This is a genomic window from Oceanobacillus luteolus (assembly GCF_042678205.1).
In the GTDB taxonomy this organism is placed as follows: domain Bacteria; phylum Bacillota; class Bacilli; order Bacillales; family Amphibacillaceae; genus Oceanobacillus; species Oceanobacillus luteolus.
In genome coordinates, this window is sequence record NZ_JBHUDE010000137.1 from 1 (window position 1) to 18,815 (window position 18,815).

Sequence of the window (18,815 nt, forward strand, 5' to 3'; positions counted from 1 at the left end):
ATAAGTTTGTCCTATAAATGCCTGCAAGCTTTTGGACTCTCTTATTCTATCAGGAGGTTATTTTTTTACACAACCCGCATTTTAGTTCATTACAGGAATGCTGCCTCGTTAGTTTAAGTACATCTTTTCACAATCTACATACATAGTTTAACATACTCCTTCACATCCCTAGATAAATCTTATAATAGATGCTAATTCGCTTGCGAAAACACTTGTTATTCTTATTTGGACAACAATTGGACAACAAGAGTGTTCAATTTATAATCATTCTAAACATAAAAAAACGCTCAATCCCTTTTAGGACAAGCGTTTTGAATAGTGATTCCGATTGGGCTCGAACCAACGACCTCTACCCTGTCAAGGTAGCGCTCTCCCAGCTGAGCTACGGAATCATATATGTAATTCGTGATTGCAATAATTACTATACAATAAATTTACAAACTATGCAAGCATTATTTACAAAATGATAGTTTTGCTATAATTACAGACGTAAATTCTCTCATGCTTGAATATCAATTTTCCCACCCAAATGCGGATGATTTGCTGTTGGAACTGCCGCGCCCTCACCCATCATCTCCAACATATCATTTGCCTGAACCTTCCCTTTATCCATCACCATTTTCATAACGGAAAGGCTTGCCTGTTGTTGTACTTGAGCTTGGTTTAGTGCGATAGACATTTTAGCGATATCCATTCTTTTGCCCCTCTTTCTATTATATGTATCGAAATTTATTAACTTCTATTATCATACCATAATTATTACGAAATCCCAGTTGGATCTTTATGACCAAATCATTTTTTACTAAGCTGCTTCCATTTCAAGTCCGGACTAATGAACGGACTAAACACGAACCTATGCCCGGACGATTCGCGGAATATACCTAAACTAAAGCATAAACAAAAGAGTAGTAGTAAAGGAATGCGTATAGAATAATGAAATTTTAAAAGTTAAGCCTGACCCCGATTAGGCCAATACAAACTCTCCTCAAAATAAACTTCGACTCCCGAAATAAAATACTGGATAATTATAGCTATTCGAATTATAATAGTAAAACAATTGTTATTATTATATTTCTTACTTGGAGGGTCATTCTTTTGAAAAATGTGTTTTCCTTTTTGAAGCCCTATAAGTTTTCCATTATAGTGGCTTACATCATGATGTTTACCGAACTCACCATTGAACTCCTCCTGCCCCTCTTTCTTGGACTGATGATTGACCAAGGAGTGATCCAGCAGGATGTTGGAAATATTGTCATGTGGGGAAGTATCATGCTTGGACTCGCAGCATTATCCCTCGTAGTTGGAGTCATTAACTCATTCTACTCTTCACACGTGAGCTTCGCGTTTGGTTACGATATTAGACAGAAACTCTTCTCCCGCATCCAATATTTTTCCTTTAAGAGCTTGAACCAATATCCTACTTCAGGTTTAGTCACTCGATTTACAAATGATATAAGACAAATCCAAAATATGATCTTCATGGGATTACGGATTATGGCAAAAGCCCCTTTCCTTGTACTTGGTGGAGTTATTATGGCTTTTGTTGTTAATGCCCGCTTGGCACTGATCTTTTTAGTGACCGTACCTTTATTGATTCTCTTTTTGTTATTGGTCATGAAATATGCCAGTAAAATGTTCGCCAAGGTTCAAAGCAATGTTGATAATGTAAACCGGGTCATGCAGGAAAACCTTTCCGGAATGCGGTTAATTAAAGCTTTTACACGGCGTGACTTTGAAGAAAATCGTTTTATGGAAGCGAATGATGACTTGGCGACTTCAACTAAAACAACATTCCGTTTTGTCGAATCATCCATGCCGATTCTCTTATTCATCATGAACTTAAGTTTGATTTTTATCATCTGGTTTGGAAATGTCCAGTCGATTGCCGGAAATGCTGAAGTCGGGGAAGTTGTTTCCATCGTAAACTATGCACTCCGTGTCGCCATGGCAATCTCGATGTTTTCCTTCATTATAATGATACTTTCCCGAACAAAGGCGTCGGCAGAGCGTGTAGACGAAGTGTTATCTTTAGAAGATGAAGGTGAGTCAGACGTTATTACGAGTGATTTGGAAATCAAATATGGTGCGGTCGAATATAAAAATGTCTTTTTCCATTACCCGGGGTCAAATGAAGCTGTTTTACAGGACGTATCTTTTTCTGTGGATGCTGGAGAAACTCTCGCCATTATGGGAGCAACTGGTGCTGGTAAAACTTCCATCTTCCAATTGATGCCCCGTCTTTTTGACCCGACGAAGGGTGATGTGTTCATTGATGGGAAAGCCGTGACAGATTATCCTTTCACTACATTAAGAAACAGTATCGGCTATGTCCCCCAGAGCCCGCTTCTTTTCACAGGAACCATTCGGGAAAATATTACATGGGGAAAGGAAAACGCATCGGAAGCAGAGATCATTCAAGCAGCAAAAGATGCTCAAATCCACGATACGATAATGGATCTGCCAAATGGATATGATACAAAGGTTGGCCAAAAAGGCGTCAACTTGTCTGGAGGGCAAAAACAGCGGATTTCCATTGCCCGAGCGTTAATCCGTAAACCTAAGATTTTGATGCTGGACGATAGTACGAGTGCACTTGACTTGGCGACAGAGGCAAGATTATTACGAGCCATTGAATCCTACAACTGCACTATCCTGATTATTACACAAAAGATATCTACCGCGAGGAAAGCAAATCGCATCCTATTAATGGATGAAGGGAAAATCCTAGCGACTGGTACGCATCATGAATTACTGGAACAATCATCTCTATATCAACAGATTGTTGAATCTCAACACGGAAAGGAGCATGCATATGTCGAGTAAAGATTGGAAAGCCCCCTTTCAATATGAAAAAGTGCCGATCGATTCGGTTAATGCCGAAAAAAAGAAACGGGCAAAAAATATGGGCGCTACATTAAAGCGAATTTGGGATTACTCGTCCAAACAAAAAGGCATGCTCCTTCTTGTGATTTTCATGGTACTCCTTAGTTCTGGATTTGGATTACTCGGACCATATCTCATCGGTTATTCCATCGACCATTACATCGTGCCCCAAGAAACGGACGGATTAGGCAGGTTATTAATTGGTTTAATATTTGTCTATCTCTTTTATTCACTAGCGATATTCCTGCAAAACTATTGGATGATCGGCATCGCACAAAATACTGTTTATGATTTACGCAAAGACTTATTCCAACAATTCCATCGCCTGCCTATTTCCTATTTCGATAAACGACAGCATGGAGAATTGATGAGCCGGCTTACAAACGATATCGATAACGTGAACAACACATTGAACCAGTCGGTCATCCAGATTTTCTCCAGTGTACTGACACTTGTTGGAACGGTTGTCGTGATGCTTATTCTCAGTCCAATTCTTACTGCGGTTACGATGATCATTGTGCCGCTGATGTTTTTCTCCATGAAATGGATCACTTCACGAACTGGACCATTATACAAATTACAACAGAAAAATCTTGGTGAAGTAAACGGCTATGTAGAAGAAATCGTCTCTGGGCAACATGTCGTTAAAACCTACTCCCAAGAACAGAAAGTAATCGATGCTTTTGAAGAACGAAACGACGAATTGAAAAAGACTGGATTCTGGGCGTTGATGATCTCTGGTCTGATCCCTAAAATCATGAACATGCTGAACTTTTTAAGCTTCGGTTTAATTGCATTAGTCGGTGGATTGCTTGCGATTTATAGTAATCAAGAGCTGGTGACAGTTGGAATCATTGTAATTTTCACCGAATATGCAAGACAGTTTACTCGTCCACTTAACGAATTATCGAACCAATTCAACATCCTCCTCTCTGCTATTGCTGGAGCTGAACGAGTGTTTCATGTGATGGATGAAGAAAAAGAGGAACGAGATGAAAAGAATGCCATAGAAATCAACTCTACTAATGGTCATCTTGTTTTTGATGAAGTGACTTTTGCTTATGAGGAAGAAACGATCATCGACAACTTGAGCTTTGAAGCCAAACCTGGTGAGACGGTTGCTTTTGTCGGGCATACTGGCGCAGGGAAAACGACCATCATCAATTTGATTTCACGTTTCTACAACTATGATTCAGGGAAGATTACATTGGACGGAATTGATTTGAAGGATATCACACGTAACAGCTTACGGAAACATATGGCTTTTGTGTTGCAGGATGCCTTCCTCTTCCACAGCACTATCCGGGAAAATATTCGTTATGGCAAGCTTGATGCAACAGATGAAGAAGTGATACAAGCAGCAAAAGATGCCAATGCCCATGATTTCATTATGAAGCTTCATGATGGCTATGACACGATCCTTGATCAGACTGGAAGCGGAATCAGCCAAGGACAAAAGCAGCTGCTTACGATTGCCCGGGCATTGATTGCGAATCCTTCCATCTTAATTTTAGATGAAGCAACGAGTAATATTGATACGATCACCGAGCTGAAGATCCAGGACGCACTAAAAAGACTCATGAAAGGCAGAACCAGTTTTGTCATCGCCCACAGATTGAATACGGTGCAAGAAGCGGATACGATCATTATGCTGGAACACGGAAGAATCATTGAAAAAGGGAATCATGAAGCACTCCTCAAACAAAAAGGAGCATACTACGAATTGCACCAAAGTCAGCTGCTCGAGCAAGCGAACTAAGAAATAGAACATCAACATGAGAAATGGTAAACTGAAAGTACTAAATATAACAAGAGGTGTAGTCTATTGGCTAGAAAAGGTAAGATGGTAGACAGAGAAATTGATAGTATATATCTTCATGAAACGAAAGTAATTAAAATCTATTTTCCTGAAACTTTCTCCGACCTTTACAAGTATAATATTTGCATCATGTTTGACGGGGACGACTATTTTCAAATGGGACGCATTGCAACATATAGCGACCGACTCCACGAAGACTACGAATTAACGAATACGATTTTCGTAGGGATCCATTATAAAAATAGGTATGACCGACGGAAGAAATATCATCCGAACGGTGAAGAACACGATGCTTTTACAAAGTTCCTCGTAAAAGAAGTCGTACCCCTATTAGACAATGAGCTTCCTACTTATCATATGGGTAAATCACGGATATTGATGGGCGATTCACTCGCTGGGACATTTGCTTTATTAACAGCGTTAAAGTATCCCAACACTTTTGGTAAAGTGATATTACATTCCCCATATGTCGATGAAGCCATAATGGAAAAAGTGAAGCAAGCTAAAGATTTAAGTTCCTTGGATATTTACCACACGATTGGTGAAAAAGAAGACAAAGCAGAACTATCTGACGGGAAGATTGAAGATCAATTAACCCCGAACCGTGAACTAAATGAATTTTTATCGAGTAAAAACAGCAATTATATCTATCATGAGTTGGAAGACGGATTACACACGTGGAAATATTGGCAAAAAGATATGATACGCGCGTTGACAAGCATCATCGATTAACTAAATTATCTTTTACCAGTTAATTTTCAATGATATTTTATGAAAAAACAGTGAAATTTCTAAAGAAGCTAAAAACTTTGTAGCTTATTTTGCTAAGTTTGCTATAATAAAAAATAATTCATACAGAGAAAATTAAACGGGAGGTTTTATGATGAATTTTGGAATTGCTTACTTTCCATCGAAAGAAATACAAGACGCTGCTAACTCCTATCGGAAAAGATATGATCCACATTATGCTTTGATTCCACCACACGTTACATTAAAGAGCAGTTTTACTATAGCCGAAGGAAAATTAAGTGAAGTTGTTTCAGAACTTAAGCGAATTGCAAATGAAACAAAACCATTCCCTCTCAGAATTACAAAAGTAAGCTCGTTTGAGCCGGTTACAAATACAATCTACTTTAAAGTGGAACCATCTGATGAAATTATCGAACTTGAAGAAAAGCTGCATAGCGGAAAATTCGAAGACACGAGAAAACATCCTTTCGTTCCACATGTTACACTGGCACAAGACTTAACACATGTTGAATTTACCGATATTCTTGGCAGACTCAACATGGAAAATCATCAATATGAAGATACGGTTGATCGCTTTCAGCTTCTATATCAATTAGAAAATGGACAATGGACGGTGCACGATACCTTCGTATTTGGAAAGGAATAAGGAATACATGGAAATCCGAAAAGTTACAACAAAGAAAGAACTAGATGACGCATTTTTCGTACGCATGACTGTTTTCGTTGAAGAACAGCATGTACCGGAAGAAGAAGAACTTGATGAATATGATGAAACAGCTACCCACTTTATCGGATATGAAGATAATCAGCCCGTAGCTGCGGGCAGAATCCGCTTTGTAGATGATTATGGGAAACTTGAACGGATTTGTGTGCTTAAAGAATTCCGTGGAAAGCATTTCGGACAAATGCTTATGGAAGAAATGGAAAATACAATCCGTGAAAATGGCGTCAACAAAGCAAAGCTAAACGCCCAAACTCATGCGGAAAGCTTTTATAATCAACTAAACTACAAGACCGTTTCTGATGTATTTATGGATGCAGGCATACCGCATGTGACTATGGTGAAGGAATTATAACGAATGAAAATAGCGTGTTATCTCCATTTATTATAAAGGGAGATATCATGCTTTTTTTATTGTTTTCAAGGAAACTACTCAGCGAATTTCATTTAAACTTCTCGGGTCTATATTTCAATTACAACGTACATAAAACCCTTTCAGTTGGAGATACTAAGCTCGTTGACTGGAGGGATATTACAAATGCAAGGGTTCACCGAAATGTTTTTTGATCTAGTCTTTGGATTTGTCGCACTTTTTGCCCTCACTAAAATCCTCGGAAGAACGCAAATATCACAGATTACAGCGTTTGATTTTATTTCCGCGATTGTTCTTGGGGAATTAATTGGCAATGCACTTTATGATGACAATAATGGAATACCTCAGATATTCTTCGTTGTCGTTGTATGGGGTGGTCTGATGTATGTTACCGAATTTATTACACAACGGTATAAGCGATCACGTCACTTGCTTGAAGGAAACCCTGTAATCGTCATTTATAATGGGAAATTCGTTCGGGATGAAATGAAGAAAAACAAATTGGATATTAACCAGTTGAAGCATATGCTTCGGGCGAAAGATGTTTTTTCCATTGAGGAAGTGGAATATGCCATTCTCGAAATGGATGGTACAGTATCTGTATTAAAAAAGTCGGATTTTCAGATTCCTACACGGAAGGATATGAAGTTTTCTCCAGTAAAAACAGCTTTGCCAGTCACGTTAATCAGTGACGGTGAAATCATTTATGACAACCTGAGGGAAAAGAATTTAACTGAAGCATGGTTGATGGAGCAATTAGACAAGAGAAATTACAAGTTGAAGGATATTTTCCTTGCAGAATATGAGAAAGGTAAAGATTTACAGCTCTATCCGATTTTCAATCGAAACCATAAAAGATGGGATGTTTGATATGTTCAAACATCCCATTTTAGATGGTTTCATTAAAATTGCGGCCGATACCTGTCATTTTTGCGAAAGTATAGTCAGTGAGTTTCTGAGTTTGAGGTTTGAGTGGTATGTTTTTATAAGAACTTGGCAGAAGACGTTCGTACTCACTTGAAATTTGTTCGTATTCTTTTTCTAAAACAACTTTAAAGGATGGATTCACTGGAGAAGTGGATATTTTTTCAGGACGAATCCGCTCTTGATATTGAATGTACTGAAACCTATCTACTGGCATAATATACCCCAAGCACATCTCCCCCTTTTTATTTAATATATGATTCGACAGCTCCGAATGATTATTGAGGGCCCTCTACTAACCTATACCCTACTTTCTCAAATACATGCCTATATAATATAGGCTGTCTACATAGATTTTCAGTATATCTGCCCACACCAACCACCCATTTGCACATATCTTATATCAGAAAGTCAATATTTTTGCGAAAGGAGTAATTGTGTATGAGCTGTGGTTGTGGAAAAGATTTTGATACTGGAAGCTGTGTTCTTGATGTTTTAAAAGAGATAGAAAAAGTTCAAAATGCTGTGGAAGATGATGATTGCTGCCGCACAAGTTGTGAGGAATCCATCAATGAAGTGCTAGGTGAAACGCGGCCTAGAAGGCGCCGTAAAGATACAGTTCCAATTATTTTGTATAACAAGGATGGGAGCCCTTTTAAAGGCTTCGGATATCAAAGAGTCCCAGGACCAGACAAAGACTGTATTGTTGCAAGCTTTATCTTCCGTGTAAAACACATTGATAAAAAAGGTTGCGCGGTATTGGAGTTACTATTAAAAGATGGAGAAAACTGTGGACCCAGTCACTTAAAAGATCCGACACAACAATGCCCAGATGACTTAGAATCAACAGGAATTTGTATTACCGTAAACTTACACTGCTTCTGCCATGTGACTTGCCTACCAGCAGTACGGTTAAGAAGAGATTAATTTGACTTTAATAATGAGCGCCCACCATTCATGAAGTAAGGTGGGCGCTTTCTGTTGTATGTTTTATCGCACAACCTCTTGTAAAGATAGATTTTGTTTAAAAATTAAAAACTAATAATTCGAATTTGATTAATCTTATCTTTTGGAATCTCAATAATCCCATCCCCTCCACGGATGTGTGCTATTCCATCTTTATAATTTGAAATAACCCCATGATCGATACCTTTATCTGTTCTGATTTCACAAACCACTTGAGGTGCATAAACAGGTTTTTCAGTTAAGTAGAGCAATTGCTCCTCCAAAGTCATCTCATGAAACTTCTTCTCTTTTAAATGCTTACCTTCTTTTTTTTCTGTCTCATATTCCGCATCCACTTCGTACTCTGATGTTTGCTTATAGATCGGCCGGTTACTTTCATGGTTTTCTTGGTCTGCCTCATTCTCATTTCTTTCCCTAATGGTACGATAATTATATTGCATAACTGCATGAATCTCTTCACTCTGTGGCTGATGGATATATAATATTGGATTTTTAGCATATTTCTCGTTATCCACAAATCGTCTCCCCTTTATCTGTCAATTTTCATAATCAGTATATGCGGCAAACGCCCAACTGTGTTTTATAAAGAGAGCAATATACATAAAAAAAAGAGATAAAAGGTCTCAGACCTCCTATCCCTATGTTCGTTCATCCTAAGTATGACATGAAACTCGTAGCCATACTGAAATATATTAGAATGGAAATAATATCATTCAATGTTGTAATAAATGGTCCCGATGCGACTGCCGGATCAATATTCAAGCGATCCATCAGCATCGGAATAAACGATCCGGCTAATGTTGCCACAATCAGTGATGCCATGATCGATACACCGACTAACAACCCAAGCACTAAATTCTGTTGCCAAATAAAAATCACGATAGCAATCACAACTCCGCTTACCGAACCTGTAATCATACCTGTTCCAAGCTCACGTAAAACCAATTTCAATTTCCCTTGCTTTTGAAATTCACCAGAAGCAAGACCACGGACTGCAATCGCGAGAGATTGTGTTCCAGTGTTCCCTGCCATCCCAGCAATCAACGGTATAAAAATAGCTAATATTGCAACTTGATCCAGAGTATCTTCAAATTGTCTGATTAGACTTGCGGTAATCAAGCCAAGAAACAGTAAAATGATAAGCCAAGGCAACCGTTTTTTAGCTGCTTGAAAAGCTGTGTCTGTATGCCTTTCATCTTCAGAAACCCCTGCAAGCAAGGAATAGTCTTCACTCGCCTCTTCTTCCATAACGTCTAAAATATCATCAACGGTAATAATCCCAAGTAATCGATTCTGAAAATCAACAACAGGTACAGCAAGGAAATCATAGTCCCGAAATAATTGGGCAATTTCTTCCTGGTCTTTCGCTACAGATACTGCGACAACCTTTTCACTCATAATTTCCTTAATGACAGTATCTTCATCAGCAATGATTAAATCACGGATAGAAATAACTCCCACTAATGTTTTCGCTTCATCAATGACATATAAGTAATAAATCGTTTCTGCATCTGGAGCCTCTTCCTTCAATAACTGCATTACCTGTTTGACGGTATGGATATTATAGATGGCAATAAATTCGGTAGTCATGATACTACCGGCTGTTTTTTCTTCGTAATTCAATAAGCTTTTTACTTCAGCCGCTGATTCGGATTCCATCGCAGTCAAGAAGCTCATGACTTCTTCTTTTTCCAACAGATTCAAAATATCTGCCGTATCATCCGCTGGAAGCTCGGATAGTATTGCCGCCGAATATTGCGGATTCATTTCTGTAAAATAGCCGATTGTATCTTCAAATTCCATACTTTCAATAATCTCAGCAAACTCAGCTGGTGATAGATAGCCATAAATACGTTGGCGCATATCTTCTTCCTGCTCAATGAAAAAATTCGCTTGATCATACGTATGCATATCAAGAAATTCTTCTCTAAACGTATTCAAGTCATCCTGTTCAAGAGACGTTTGCAATCTTCTCCAATGGGCCTGATGTTTTTCTTCATATAATGCTTCGTATTTTTCTAATGAATCTGTCATGCGGATCAATCCTTTCTTACAAACCTCTCCACTCCCCATCATGTAAAAATTACAATTTGGCAAAACTAATGAAGAAGAAGATATAAATTATTTTAGCACGCATTTACGGGCTGTAAACCCTAACCTCTAATCATGAGATAATTAATTGAATGCAGTTTCACTTTATATAATAAATAAGTTTGTATACAATAGGCTTACCATAGAAAACATATTTATCTACACTACCGTTCAAATAAGGAGGTAATGTTTTTGAAAATAGATGTAATCGGAGATGTCCATGGTTGTATGGACGAATTGCATGATTTATTTTCCAAACTTGGGTATCAGTACAAGAATGAAGTTTTCATTCATCCTGCCGGCCGGATTCCCGTCTTTGTTGGTGACTTGACAGACCGGGGTCCGAATTCCATTGCAGTGATTCGCCTTGTTTATCAAATGGTCACCGAAAATCTTGCCAAGTACGTGCCTGGAAACCATTGTAATAAGTTATACCGTTTTTTTCTAGGAAGAAATGTGCAACAAACCCATGGGTTAGAGACAACGGTTGCAGAATTCCAGGCCTTGGATAAAAAAGAACAGCAGCGAATCCGTTATAAGTTTACCAAACTATATGAAAATGCTCCCCTTTATCTTGAAATCCCTGAAGTAAATGCGGTGGTTTGTCATGCGGGAATCAAAGAAGAATTTATCGGCCGAACCGATAAAAAGGTAAAAACCTTTGTATTATATGGGGATATAACTGGTGGATTCGATGAAAAAGGAATGCCCATACGACGGGATTGGGCGAAACATTATAAAGGGAAAAAATGGATTATTTACGGCCATACCCCAGTTTTAGAGCCGCGTATTGTGAATCACACGGCTAATATCGATACGGGTTGTGTATTTGGCAATAAACTTACCGCTTATCGTCTACCGGAACATAAAACGGTTTCCGTCCCTTCCAAACAACCATTAAATGAAGAAAAGTTTCGTACGTTTGATTAAACTTCAGATAATTTTTCGATTGTCGTTTTCATATCCACGGGTAAATCTACGTGAAGTTGATGAACTTCTTTTGTAAACGGATGTGTAAACGTAAGCTTATGACAATGGAGAGCCTGACGATTCAGATGTTCTTTCTTCCCACCATATAAATCATCGCCGAGTAAAGGATGGTTCAGATATGAAAAATGAACACGAATCTGATGCGTTCTCCCTGTTTCCAGTTCAACTTCCACCAAAGTATGATTGGATAAACGCTGGATGACTTGATAATTACTGCGGGCCGGCTTTCCTTCTGGCGTAACTTCCCGCTCCACTATCGATCCAGGTTTCCTCCCGATCGGCGCATCAATTTTCCCATGTTCATCCTTCAAAATCCCTTCAACAATCGCCTGATACTTCCGGTGAACCTCGAATTGCTTTTGACTTTTTGCAAGTAAACTATGACTGAGGCGATTTTTCGCGATAAGAATTAAACCGGATGTATCTTTATCCAATCTTGTTACAATATGGATCGTGTTTGGGTTTCCTATTTTTTCGTAATGTGCTAGAAGGCCGTTGGCGACCGTTCCCGACTTGTGCAGCGGGGAAGGTAAAGTTGGCATTCCAGCTGGTTTATTTAAAACAAGTACTGCATCATCTTCATAAATAATCGGGATATCGAGCTTCTCAGGGAAAAGCCACTTGCTGATCGGTTCAGGTGGAAGTTTCACCTCAAGTACATCGCCAGAGGAAAGTGAACCTCTGACGGTTACTTTTTCACCATTCAACAAAATCTTTCCATCCTCAGATTTAGCAGCGATCAATATGCGACGGGATAGTCCACCGATATCTCTTAAAAAATCACGGATGGACATGCCAGCCTCTTCTTCATCTATAATCCACTTCATGTTTAGTACTGCCTCTCAATCTGTTTAAAATCGACTCTCACCGTCGGAAACGAAGGAATCCCGCACTCGGTTCCAAAATGGGAATTGACGGAACCTTGCGAAGCGGACCTTTTCGTTGGCAACTCGACATTGGATCGATTTTACATTTGAAAACGTATTCGTATAATGGTCGATCGAAATCAAAAAGCTGCTGTCACGCATTGGGCGCAACATGCACGTATGATGCTTCGGTAATATTAGCGGAGAGCCAATGGTCCTGAACACTCGATTATTAATCGAAGCCATTTCCGTTAGCTGGATCGCTTCAAAGGAAGGATGGATGATAGCCCCACCCAGCGCCTTGTTATATGCGGTGCTTCCAGACGGTGTCGAGATGCAAATCCCATCACCACGAAACGTTTCAAAATGCTCACCCTTAATCTCAACATCCAAAACAACAGAAGAACCATCTGCCGTTTTTATCATCACTTCATTTAAGCATAGGAGCCTGTCCTCTTTCTCCCCAGTCTTGGATCGGATAATCACCTCAAGAAGTGGATATTCGACCGTTTGGAAAGGCGTTTTAGCAATTTCGATAATCAACTTTTCCAATTCATCCGGAGTATAATCGGTGTAAAAACCTAAATGACCGGTATGCACACCAATGAACGCTGTTTCCTCCAAGCGATGTAAGTAACGGTGGTAAGCTTCTAAAAACGTGCCATCCCCACCGACGGAAATGACCAATTCCGGTTCATCCTCATCATATTCCAAATCAAATTCCGTTAAATATTGCTTCATTGTAGCTTTTATCGTATCAGAGCGATTATCCCCTTTAGATACAATAGCAAATTTCACGTTATTCTCCCCCTTGTCTTTTACATGCGATGAAAGATCCGCTGTGCTTCTTGAATCTCATTTTTTATCTTCGACATTTCCTCATCTAGATTAAACGCCGCTTCAGCAGCCAATTGTAATCGTTTTTGAATTTTCTCTGGTATACGACCCTTATATTTATAATTTAAGGAATGTTCGTTCGTAGCCCAGAAATTCATTGCCAATGTACGTATTTGAATTTCCGCAAGCACCGATTTCCTCCCATGGATCGTTTCTGCAGGATATTCAATAATCATGTGATAGGAACGGTATCCACTACTTTTTTCATTTTTAATGTAGTCTATTTCTTTTAGGATGGTGAAATCGTTTCTCTCTTGTAGCATGCGCACAACTGTATATATATCATCAACAAATTGACATACTACTCGAATACCTGCGATATCTTGGATTTCTTCTTCAATTTTATGCAGAGGCACTTGTCTTTTCTCAGCCTTTTCCATAATACTAGCAATCGGCTTCACCCGAGCTGTTATAAATTCAATCGGCGAGTGCCTCGACTCTTGTTCAAATTGTTTACGCATTCCTTTTAGTTTAACTTTTAACTCTTCTACAACTTGTTCATAAGGTGCAAGCAAGACTTCCCAATTCATCGCAACCACTCCATTTGTTTATTGAAGTATGTACCCTCTTATTTTACCACACACGATAAAAAAGGCTATTCATTGCATATTACTTGAGAAATTGCCATAATCAATTATAATCACTTACAACGGAGGCATTCTATGGCACAGGAGATTGAAATTGAATTTAAAAACTTATTAACAAAAGATGAATTTGACACATTGCTTGATGCTTATCCTTTCCCAAAAGAGGGTACCGAGCAAACAAATTATTATTTTGAAACGGCGAATTTGGATTTAAAAGAGCTAGGCTGTGCATTGAGAATCCGGAAGAAAAATGGACAATACATCTTGACCTTAAAAGAGCCATACGGCGATGGACTGCTCGAGACCCACGATCACTTGACTTCAGAAGAAGCCGAAAGCTGGTTGAATGGGAAACCGATAGAGAAAGAACATACACTTAATCAGCTGAAAAAGCTTGATGTGAAAATAGAAGGTCTGATTAATTTTGGCAGTCTTACAACGGTAAGGCGCGAATATGAGGATGGAACAAACTTATTCGTATTGGATTATAGCCGCTACAATGACCAAGAAGATTATGAATTGGAATTAGAGGTCAAGAATTTTGATGAAGGCCAGAAGACATTCCATGCATTGTTGGAGGAACATCATATCCCCAAACGCCGTACACCTAACAAGATTGAACGCTTTTATATAAGCTTGAAAAATTTAGATGGAAGACACTAACACAATTCCTAAATTAAACCTTGACTAAGTCTGTTTATTTGCTCATAAACTATAGCACTGCTACAATTAGCACAAATGTGGGAGCGCCCGTTTAGTGACTTCATTTCTAAACGAGGTAACCTAGATTAAAAATTAAAGATTAAAAATAGGGGTTATTTATATGCAGGAGATTAGACATCGCTCCATATATGATGCGATTGGCGGAGTAGAAACGATTAAAAAGATTGTCGACAGTTTTTATAGCCGTGTAGCAAAACATCCTCTACTTATTCCAATTTTTCCAGAGGATTTGACGGAAACTGCTAGAAGACAGACATTATTTTTGACACAATTTTTTGGAGGACCGCGAGCTTATGAAGCCGAAAGAGGTCATCCGATGATGCGCAGAAGGCATCTCCCCTTCCCGATTACACCAAGCCGCAGAGATGCATGGTTGGATTGTATGGAAGAAGCTTTAAATGAAGTTGGTATCGAAGAGCCATATCGAACAGTCATGTTTGAGAAATTGACGCTTACTGCTAACCATATGATGAACACGCCAGAATAAAGGAAAGGAGGATTTGATGTGAGCTGGCAGCAATCTGAGCTTAAGAGTTCCAATCATTTGAGCTCATCAGCTGGTTTCAACTATATAGATTCTGTACAAAAACCTGTGGAAATCTATTTGTTCATGGATCCTTTTTCTAAAGAATGCTGGTCTTTGCAATCATACCTTAAGAAATTAACATTTGAATATGGAAGGTTTTTCACTGTACGAGCAATTGTGAGTGGACGTTTTTCCTTAGTGACAAAACGGGAACTGCATGCGTTGCAATCAAAAGTGGAGACAGAAAACTCTCCAGCAACACATCCTTGGATCACCTCCCTGGCCATCAAGGCATCCGAGTTACAAGGAAAACGTGCCGGCAAAGTTTATTTGCGTAAACTTCAGGAAAAATTATTTATCGACAAGTTGGATATTTCGGAGTCAGATGTTTTATTTACTTGTGCAGAAGAAGCAAAATTGGACATGCAGGAATTTGAAAAAGATATCATTTCCTCTTCTGCCAAACGCGCTTATCAATGTGATTTACGCTTAACAAAAGAAATGGATGTAGAAACCTTACCGACGCTAGTGTTTTTTAATCAAGTCGTGGAGGATCATGGCATTAAAGTATCTGGGTTATATCCGTATGAAATATATGAACTAGTATTAAGTGAGATCTTACAATATCACCCGATTCCATCCTCGAAGCCTTCCCTAGAGGAGTTTGTAAGAAGGTCTTCCATTGTTGGAACTTCAGAAATAGGGATTATCTATGATTGGTCGGAAACGAAAGTATTAAAAGAAATGAGAAAACTACAATTGAGACAATTAGTTGAGATGGTTGAAAGTGAAGATGAAACATACTGGAAACCAAAAAATTGACGGACTATATAATAGTCGGTCTATTTTTTTGAATCAAAGGTGGAAGCGGCTATTACAATATCAAAATAAAGACATAAAAAAAGGATATACGGGGCAGCGTATATCCTTATTTCCGTCTTTGTATGAATACAAAGGGGGGGATGGGAGAAAGTTTCATGATCAAACAAAAGGGGTTTTTGTTTGTTTCAACTTATGATTTTATATTAACAGCACATGGACTATTTGACAATAGATATGTGCCTTTATTCACAAAATGTTCACTAACAGGACATTTTGTGACCCATAAATAAAATTTTGTCCCATTTGGACAATATGACCAAACTATATGGATTTATTGTCTGATAATAACAACAGAAATATTGTAATCGCTTAACTTTTAAATCGTTAGACCCATTGATTTCTAATACACTCCCCTACCTCAGCCTAAACGACTATCAGGAAATAAAAGCATAAAAAAATGAGAATATACGGGGCAGCGTATATTCTCAAGTATTCCGTCTTTGTATGATTACAAAGGGGGATGGGAGAAAGTTTCATGATCAAACAAAAGGGGTTTTGTTTGTTTCAACTTACAATTATATAATAACAGCATTTTTTTCAACGCGCAATTTTTTTGTGCATACATTCACAAATTGTTCAATTTTAGTTTGTGATATTTTCGAGATAGTTATATTTTAGTTTGTCATTCATATTTTATAGTAACAAGGAGGTGGCTTATGAATAACTTACTTCCATTATTCTTTTTTCTATTATTAATCCTTGCATTATTTATTAACGTCATTGGCTTAATGAGACTTATCCCTCTATACTTAACTCTTCCCCTACTGTTTATTTCTATTTACTTAATGCTTTATTCGATGACTCAAAAGAAAAAAGTGTATCGTAGAATGCGCTAAGGGAGCAGCTGGATTACGCTGCTCCCTTAGCACGTCATTCATTATGAATGAACTTTACATTTATCCTAATAATTTCTCCATCTCGTTAAGTTTCTCTTCAAATACATCAAGTGCAGATAGAATTGGCTGTTTCGAATTCATATCCACACCTGCGCGCTTAAGCACCTCGATCGGATAATCACTGCTTCCTGCCTTCAAGTAATTGAGGTAACGTTCTACTGCAGGCTCTCCCTCTTCAAGAATCTGCTGTGCCAAGGATGTTGCAGCAGAATAACCAGTAGCATATTGATACACATAATAATTGTAGTAGAAATGTGGAATCCTAGCCCACTCGAGACCAATTTCCTCATCGCTCACTACCGCTGGACCGTAATACTTCTTGTTGAGTTCATAATAAATTTCTGTTAACTTATCAGCAGTTAAAGCTTCACCGTTTTGAGCCCGTACATGGATATCATGTTCAAACTCTGCAAACATCGTTTGACGGAAAACAGTCCCTCTGAAGCCTTCTAGGAAATGATTCAGAATATAAGCTTTTTCTTGTTCATCTTCAAGGTTTTTCAACAAATAATCATTCAACAATGCTTCATTTGTTGTTGAAGCAACCTCGGCAACGAAAATCGAGTAGTTTCCATAACGATATGGCTGATTCTTTCTTGTATAGTAACTATGAACCGAGTGGCCCAGCTCGTGGGCTAACGTGAACGTATTATTAATATTGTCCTGCCAGTTCATTAAAATATATGGATTTGTTCCATAAGTGCCCGAAGAATAGGCTCCGCTTCGTTTTCCTTTATTCTCTTCGACATCGATCCAACGATTGTTGAAAGCTTCATTCAAGATGGATTGATAATCACTTCCAAGCGGCTCAAGACCTTTTAATACATACTCTTTTGCTTTCTCATACGGCACCTTCATATCGACTTCTTTGACTAATGGTGTGTAAAGGTCATACATATGAAGTTCGTCGACTCCAAGAACCTTTTTCCTTAGTTCTGTGTAACGGTGTAGAAGTGGTAATCTTTCGTTCACTGCTGCTATAAGGTTATCATATACTTCTTCTGGAATATGGTTATTGGAAAGTGCAGCCTGCCTAGCAGAATCATAATTACGTACTTTTGCATAGAAATTATCTTTTTTAATATTTCCACCAAGTGTTGCAGCAAATGTATTTTTAAATTTTCCATACGTGTCATAAACAGCCATAAATGCGTCTTTACGGACTCGACGATCTTTGGATTCCAAGAAAGTGGAATATCGTCCGTGAGTGACGTCTACTTCTTCTCCGTCTTCATTTTTAATGGAAGGGAAAGTTAAATCGGCGTTATTCAACATTCCAAACGTTTGCGCACCAGTTGACAGAGCTTCCCCAGCTTCAGCTAATAGTACTTCTTCTTTTTCGCTCAACACATGAGGACGTCTTTTAGCGATATCAGTCAATACTTTTTCATAAAGCTTAAGCTCTTCCTCGTCCTCTAAAAACTGATCGAGTTTCCCTTCTTCCATAGCAAGAATTTCAGGTACGATATAGCTCATTTTACTGGACGCCTTTGTCAACAGCGTCTCTGCCTGGGCATTTAAGTCTTGATAGAAAGAATTGGTCGTGTCTTGATCGTAGCGCATATGAGCATATGTATATAATTTACCTAAGCGGGATGATAAGTCATCCTGTAATTTCAGCAAATCATATAACGCATCAGCAGAAGTATCCAATTTCCCTTGGAACTTATCAATTTGCGGGAGGTCTGCCTCCAGTTGTTTATATTCTTTTTTCCAATCTTCATCGCTTGCGAAAATATCTTCCAAACGCCATGTCAATTCAACAGGAACTTCATTTCTCTTTTTCAATTCTTTTGTTGCGTTTGTCATCCCAATATCCTCCTCGTATATTATGTTTAGGCACTTAGTTTCCGCCTATTATTTCCCTTGTTAATCAACCTGTTGATATGTCAAATGACTTGGACGCTCTGGGATATTCCTA

General features: G+C 38.5%; 20 protein-coding genes and 1 tRNA gene. 12 read left to right on the forward strand and 9 right to left on the reverse strand.

The window, feature by feature from the left end; translation table 11 throughout:
* Positions 1 to 319: 319 nt before the first annotated feature.
* Together ACFSBH_RS14635 and ACFSBH_RS14640 are read right to left on the reverse strand one after the other, a co-directional pair.
* A tRNA-Val gene (locus tag ACFSBH_RS14635) sits at positions 320 to 392 on the reverse strand.
* Between the two features lie 107 nt (positions 393 to 499).
* Positions 500 to 694 carry a YjfB family protein gene (locus tag ACFSBH_RS14640; RefSeq protein WP_251514916.1) on the reverse strand — a complete coding sequence of 65 codons (195 nt, stop codon included), beginning with the start codon at positions 692 to 694 and terminating at the stop codon, positions 500 to 502.
* 401 nt (positions 695 to 1,095) lie between these two features.
* On the opposite strand from ACFSBH_RS14640, the gene ACFSBH_RS14645 reads away from it, so the two are divergent.
* The 6 genes from ACFSBH_RS14645 (at position 1,096) to ACFSBH_RS14670 (ending at position 7,416) form a co-directional block, all read left to right on the forward strand.
* The gene (locus ACFSBH_RS14645) at positions 1,096 to 2,823 is read left to right on the forward strand and encodes an ABC transporter ATP-binding protein (RefSeq protein ID WP_251514914.1); all 1,728 of its coding nucleotides are present in this window, start codon (positions 1,096 to 1,098) and stop codon (positions 2,821 to 2,823) included.
* On the forward strand, positions 2,813 to 4,642 hold the full coding sequence (locus ACFSBH_RS14650) for an ABC transporter ATP-binding protein (RefSeq protein ID WP_379598311.1): 1,830 nt from the start codon (positions 2,813 to 2,815) through the stop codon (positions 4,640 to 4,642). Before ACFSBH_RS14645 ends, ACFSBH_RS14650 begins: the two co-directional genes overlap by 11 nt.
* A 66-nt stretch (positions 4,643 to 4,708) precedes the next feature.
* Entirely contained in the window at positions 4,709 to 5,434 is a 726-nt protein-coding gene (locus ACFSBH_RS14655) for an alpha/beta hydrolase (protein ID WP_251514910.1), read from the forward strand.
* A 151-nt stretch (positions 5,435 to 5,585) separates the two neighbouring features.
* Entirely contained in the window at positions 5,586 to 6,098 is a 513-nt protein-coding gene (locus tag ACFSBH_RS14660; RefSeq protein ID WP_251514909.1) for a YjcG family protein, read from the forward strand.
* Between the two features lie 7 nt (positions 6,099 to 6,105).
* Complete coding sequence (locus tag ACFSBH_RS14665; RefSeq protein ID WP_251514908.1) at positions 6,106 to 6,528, forward strand: GNAT family N-acetyltransferase; 423 nt, start codon at positions 6,106 to 6,108, stop codon at positions 6,526 to 6,528.
* Positions 6,529 to 6,711: 183 nt separating this feature from the next.
* Entirely contained in the window at positions 6,712 to 7,416 is a 705-nt protein-coding gene (locus ACFSBH_RS14670; protein ID WP_251514907.1) for a DUF421 domain-containing protein, read from the forward strand.
* Positions 7,417 to 7,435: 19 nt separating this feature from the next.
* On the opposite strand, the gene ACFSBH_RS14675 is transcribed toward ACFSBH_RS14670, so the two are convergent.
* Positions 7,436 to 7,699, reverse strand: a complete 264-nt coding sequence (locus tag ACFSBH_RS14675) for a hypothetical protein (protein WP_251514906.1) — start codon at positions 7,697 to 7,699, stop codon at positions 7,436 to 7,438.
* 212 nt (positions 7,700 to 7,911) lie between these two features.
* Here ACFSBH_RS14675 and ACFSBH_RS14680 point away from each other — a divergent pair, with 212 nt between their 5' ends.
* The gene (locus tag ACFSBH_RS14680) at positions 7,912 to 8,397 is read left to right on the forward strand and encodes a CotY/CotZ family spore coat protein (protein WP_251514905.1); all 486 of its coding nucleotides are present in this window, start codon (positions 7,912 to 7,914) and stop codon (positions 8,395 to 8,397) included.
* A gap of 104 nt (positions 8,398 to 8,501) precedes the next feature.
* Here the strand turns inward: ACFSBH_RS14680 and ACFSBH_RS14685 are convergent, their stop codons facing one another.
* Complete coding sequence (locus ACFSBH_RS14685) at positions 8,502 to 8,951, reverse strand: CotO family spore coat protein (protein ID WP_251514904.1); 450 nt, start codon at positions 8,949 to 8,951, stop codon at positions 8,502 to 8,504.
* A 133-nt stretch (positions 8,952 to 9,084) separates the two neighbouring features.
* Positions 9,085 to 10,470: a magnesium transporter gene (gene mgtE / locus ACFSBH_RS14690; protein ID WP_251514902.1), complete on the reverse strand. Its 1,386-nt coding sequence runs from the start codon at positions 10,468 to 10,470 to the stop codon at positions 9,085 to 9,087.
* Positions 10,471 to 10,719: 249 nt separating this feature from the next.
* Between mgtE and prpE the strand changes: the two genes are divergently transcribed.
* The gene (gene prpE, locus ACFSBH_RS14695; RefSeq protein WP_251514900.1) at positions 10,720 to 11,457 is read left to right on the forward strand and encodes a bis(5'-nucleosyl)-tetraphosphatase PrpE; all 738 of its coding nucleotides are present in this window, start codon (positions 10,720 to 10,722) and stop codon (positions 11,455 to 11,457) included.
* Here prpE and ACFSBH_RS14700 read toward each other — a convergent pair.
* Genes ACFSBH_RS14700 through yjbM form a run of 3 tightly spaced genes read right to left on the reverse strand, consistent with a single transcriptional unit; the run spans position 11,454 to position 13,810 of the window.
* Positions 11,454 to 12,344: an RluA family pseudouridine synthase gene (locus ACFSBH_RS14700; RefSeq protein ID WP_251514898.1), complete on the reverse strand. Its 891-nt coding sequence runs from the start codon at positions 12,342 to 12,344 to the stop codon at positions 11,454 to 11,456. The genes prpE and ACFSBH_RS14700 overlap by 4 nt on opposite strands.
* A 24-nt stretch (positions 12,345 to 12,368) precedes the next feature.
* Positions 12,369 to 13,181: an NAD kinase gene (locus tag ACFSBH_RS14705; RefSeq protein WP_251514896.1), complete on the reverse strand. Its 813-nt coding sequence runs from the start codon at positions 13,179 to 13,181 to the stop codon at positions 12,369 to 12,371.
* A gap of 20 nt (positions 13,182 to 13,201) precedes the next feature.
* The gene (gene yjbM / locus ACFSBH_RS14710; protein ID WP_251514894.1) at positions 13,202 to 13,810 is read right to left on the reverse strand and encodes a GTP diphosphokinase; all 609 of its coding nucleotides are present in this window, start codon (positions 13,808 to 13,810) and stop codon (positions 13,202 to 13,204) included.
* Positions 13,811 to 13,942: 132 nt separating this feature from the next.
* Here yjbM and ACFSBH_RS14715 point away from each other — a divergent pair, with 132 nt between their 5' ends.
* From ACFSBH_RS14715 to ACFSBH_RS14730, 4 genes are all read left to right on the forward strand, one after another.
* Entirely contained in the window at positions 13,943 to 14,530 is a 588-nt protein-coding gene (locus ACFSBH_RS14715; RefSeq protein ID WP_251514892.1) for a CYTH domain-containing protein, read from the forward strand.
* Positions 14,531 to 14,690: 160 nt separating this feature from the next.
* A complete protein-coding gene (locus tag ACFSBH_RS14720; RefSeq protein WP_251514890.1) occupies positions 14,691 to 15,077 on the forward strand; it encodes a globin domain-containing protein in 387 nt (128 codons plus the stop codon).
* Positions 15,078 to 15,095: 18 nt separating this feature from the next.
* Positions 15,096 to 15,938, forward strand: coding sequence for a DsbA family protein (locus ACFSBH_RS14725; RefSeq protein WP_251514888.1), 843 nt, complete (start codon positions 15,096 to 15,098; stop codon positions 15,936 to 15,938).
* Positions 15,939 to 16,654: 716 nt separating this feature from the next.
* Positions 16,655 to 16,834 (forward strand): hypothetical protein, encoded by a 180-nt coding sequence (locus tag ACFSBH_RS14730; RefSeq protein ID WP_251514886.1) that lies wholly within the window; start codon positions 16,655 to 16,657, stop codon positions 16,832 to 16,834.
* A 60-nt stretch (positions 16,835 to 16,894) separates the two neighbouring features.
* On the opposite strand, the gene pepF is transcribed toward ACFSBH_RS14730, so the two are convergent.
* Positions 16,895 to 18,703 (reverse strand): oligoendopeptidase F, encoded by a 1,809-nt coding sequence (pepF, locus tag ACFSBH_RS14735; RefSeq protein WP_251514884.1) that lies wholly within the window; start codon positions 18,701 to 18,703, stop codon positions 16,895 to 16,897.
* Positions 18,704 to 18,815 lie beyond the last annotated feature (112 nt).

Coding starts and splice junctions, on each gene's coding strand:
- ACFSBH_RS14640 (WP_251514916.1), bottom strand. CDS start 694: ATGGATATCGCTAAAATGTCTATCGCACTAAACCAAGCTCAAGTACAA.
- ACFSBH_RS14665 (WP_251514908.1), top strand. CDS start 6,106: ATGGAAATCCGAAAAGTTACAACAAAGAAAGAACTAGATGACGCATTT.
- ACFSBH_RS14700 (WP_251514898.1), bottom strand. CDS start 12,344: ATGAAGTGGATTATAGATGAAGAAGAGGCTGGCATGTCCATCCGTGAT.
- ACFSBH_RS14680 (WP_251514905.1), top strand. CDS start 7,912: ATGAGCTGTGGTTGTGGAAAAGATTTTGATACTGGAAGCTGTGTTCTT.
- yjbM (WP_251514894.1), bottom strand. CDS start 13,810: ATGAATTGGGAAGTCTTGCTTGCACCTTATGAACAAGTTGTAGAAGAG.
- ACFSBH_RS14715 (WP_251514892.1), top strand. CDS start 13,943: ATGGCACAGGAGATTGAAATTGAATTTAAAAACTTATTAACAAAAGAT.
- ACFSBH_RS14720 (WP_251514890.1), top strand. CDS start 14,691: ATGCAGGAGATTAGACATCGCTCCATATATGATGCGATTGGCGGAGTA.
- ACFSBH_RS14730 (WP_251514886.1), top strand. CDS start 16,655: ATGAATAACTTACTTCCATTATTCTTTTTTCTATTATTAATCCTTGCA.
- ACFSBH_RS14660 (WP_251514909.1), top strand. CDS start 5,586: ATGAATTTTGGAATTGCTTACTTTCCATCGAAAGAAATACAAGACGCT.
- ACFSBH_RS14670 (WP_251514907.1), top strand. CDS start 6,712: ATGCAAGGGTTCACCGAAATGTTTTTTGATCTAGTCTTTGGATTTGTC.
- ACFSBH_RS14650 (WP_379598311.1), top strand. CDS start 2,813: ATGTCGAGTAAAGATTGGAAAGCCCCCTTTCAATATGAAAAAGTGCCG.
- mgtE (WP_251514902.1), bottom strand. CDS start 10,470: ATGACAGATTCATTAGAAAAATACGAAGCATTATATGAAGAAAAACAT.
- pepF (WP_251514884.1), bottom strand. CDS start 18,703: ATGACAAACGCAACAAAAGAATTGAAAAAGAGAAATGAAGTTCCTGTT.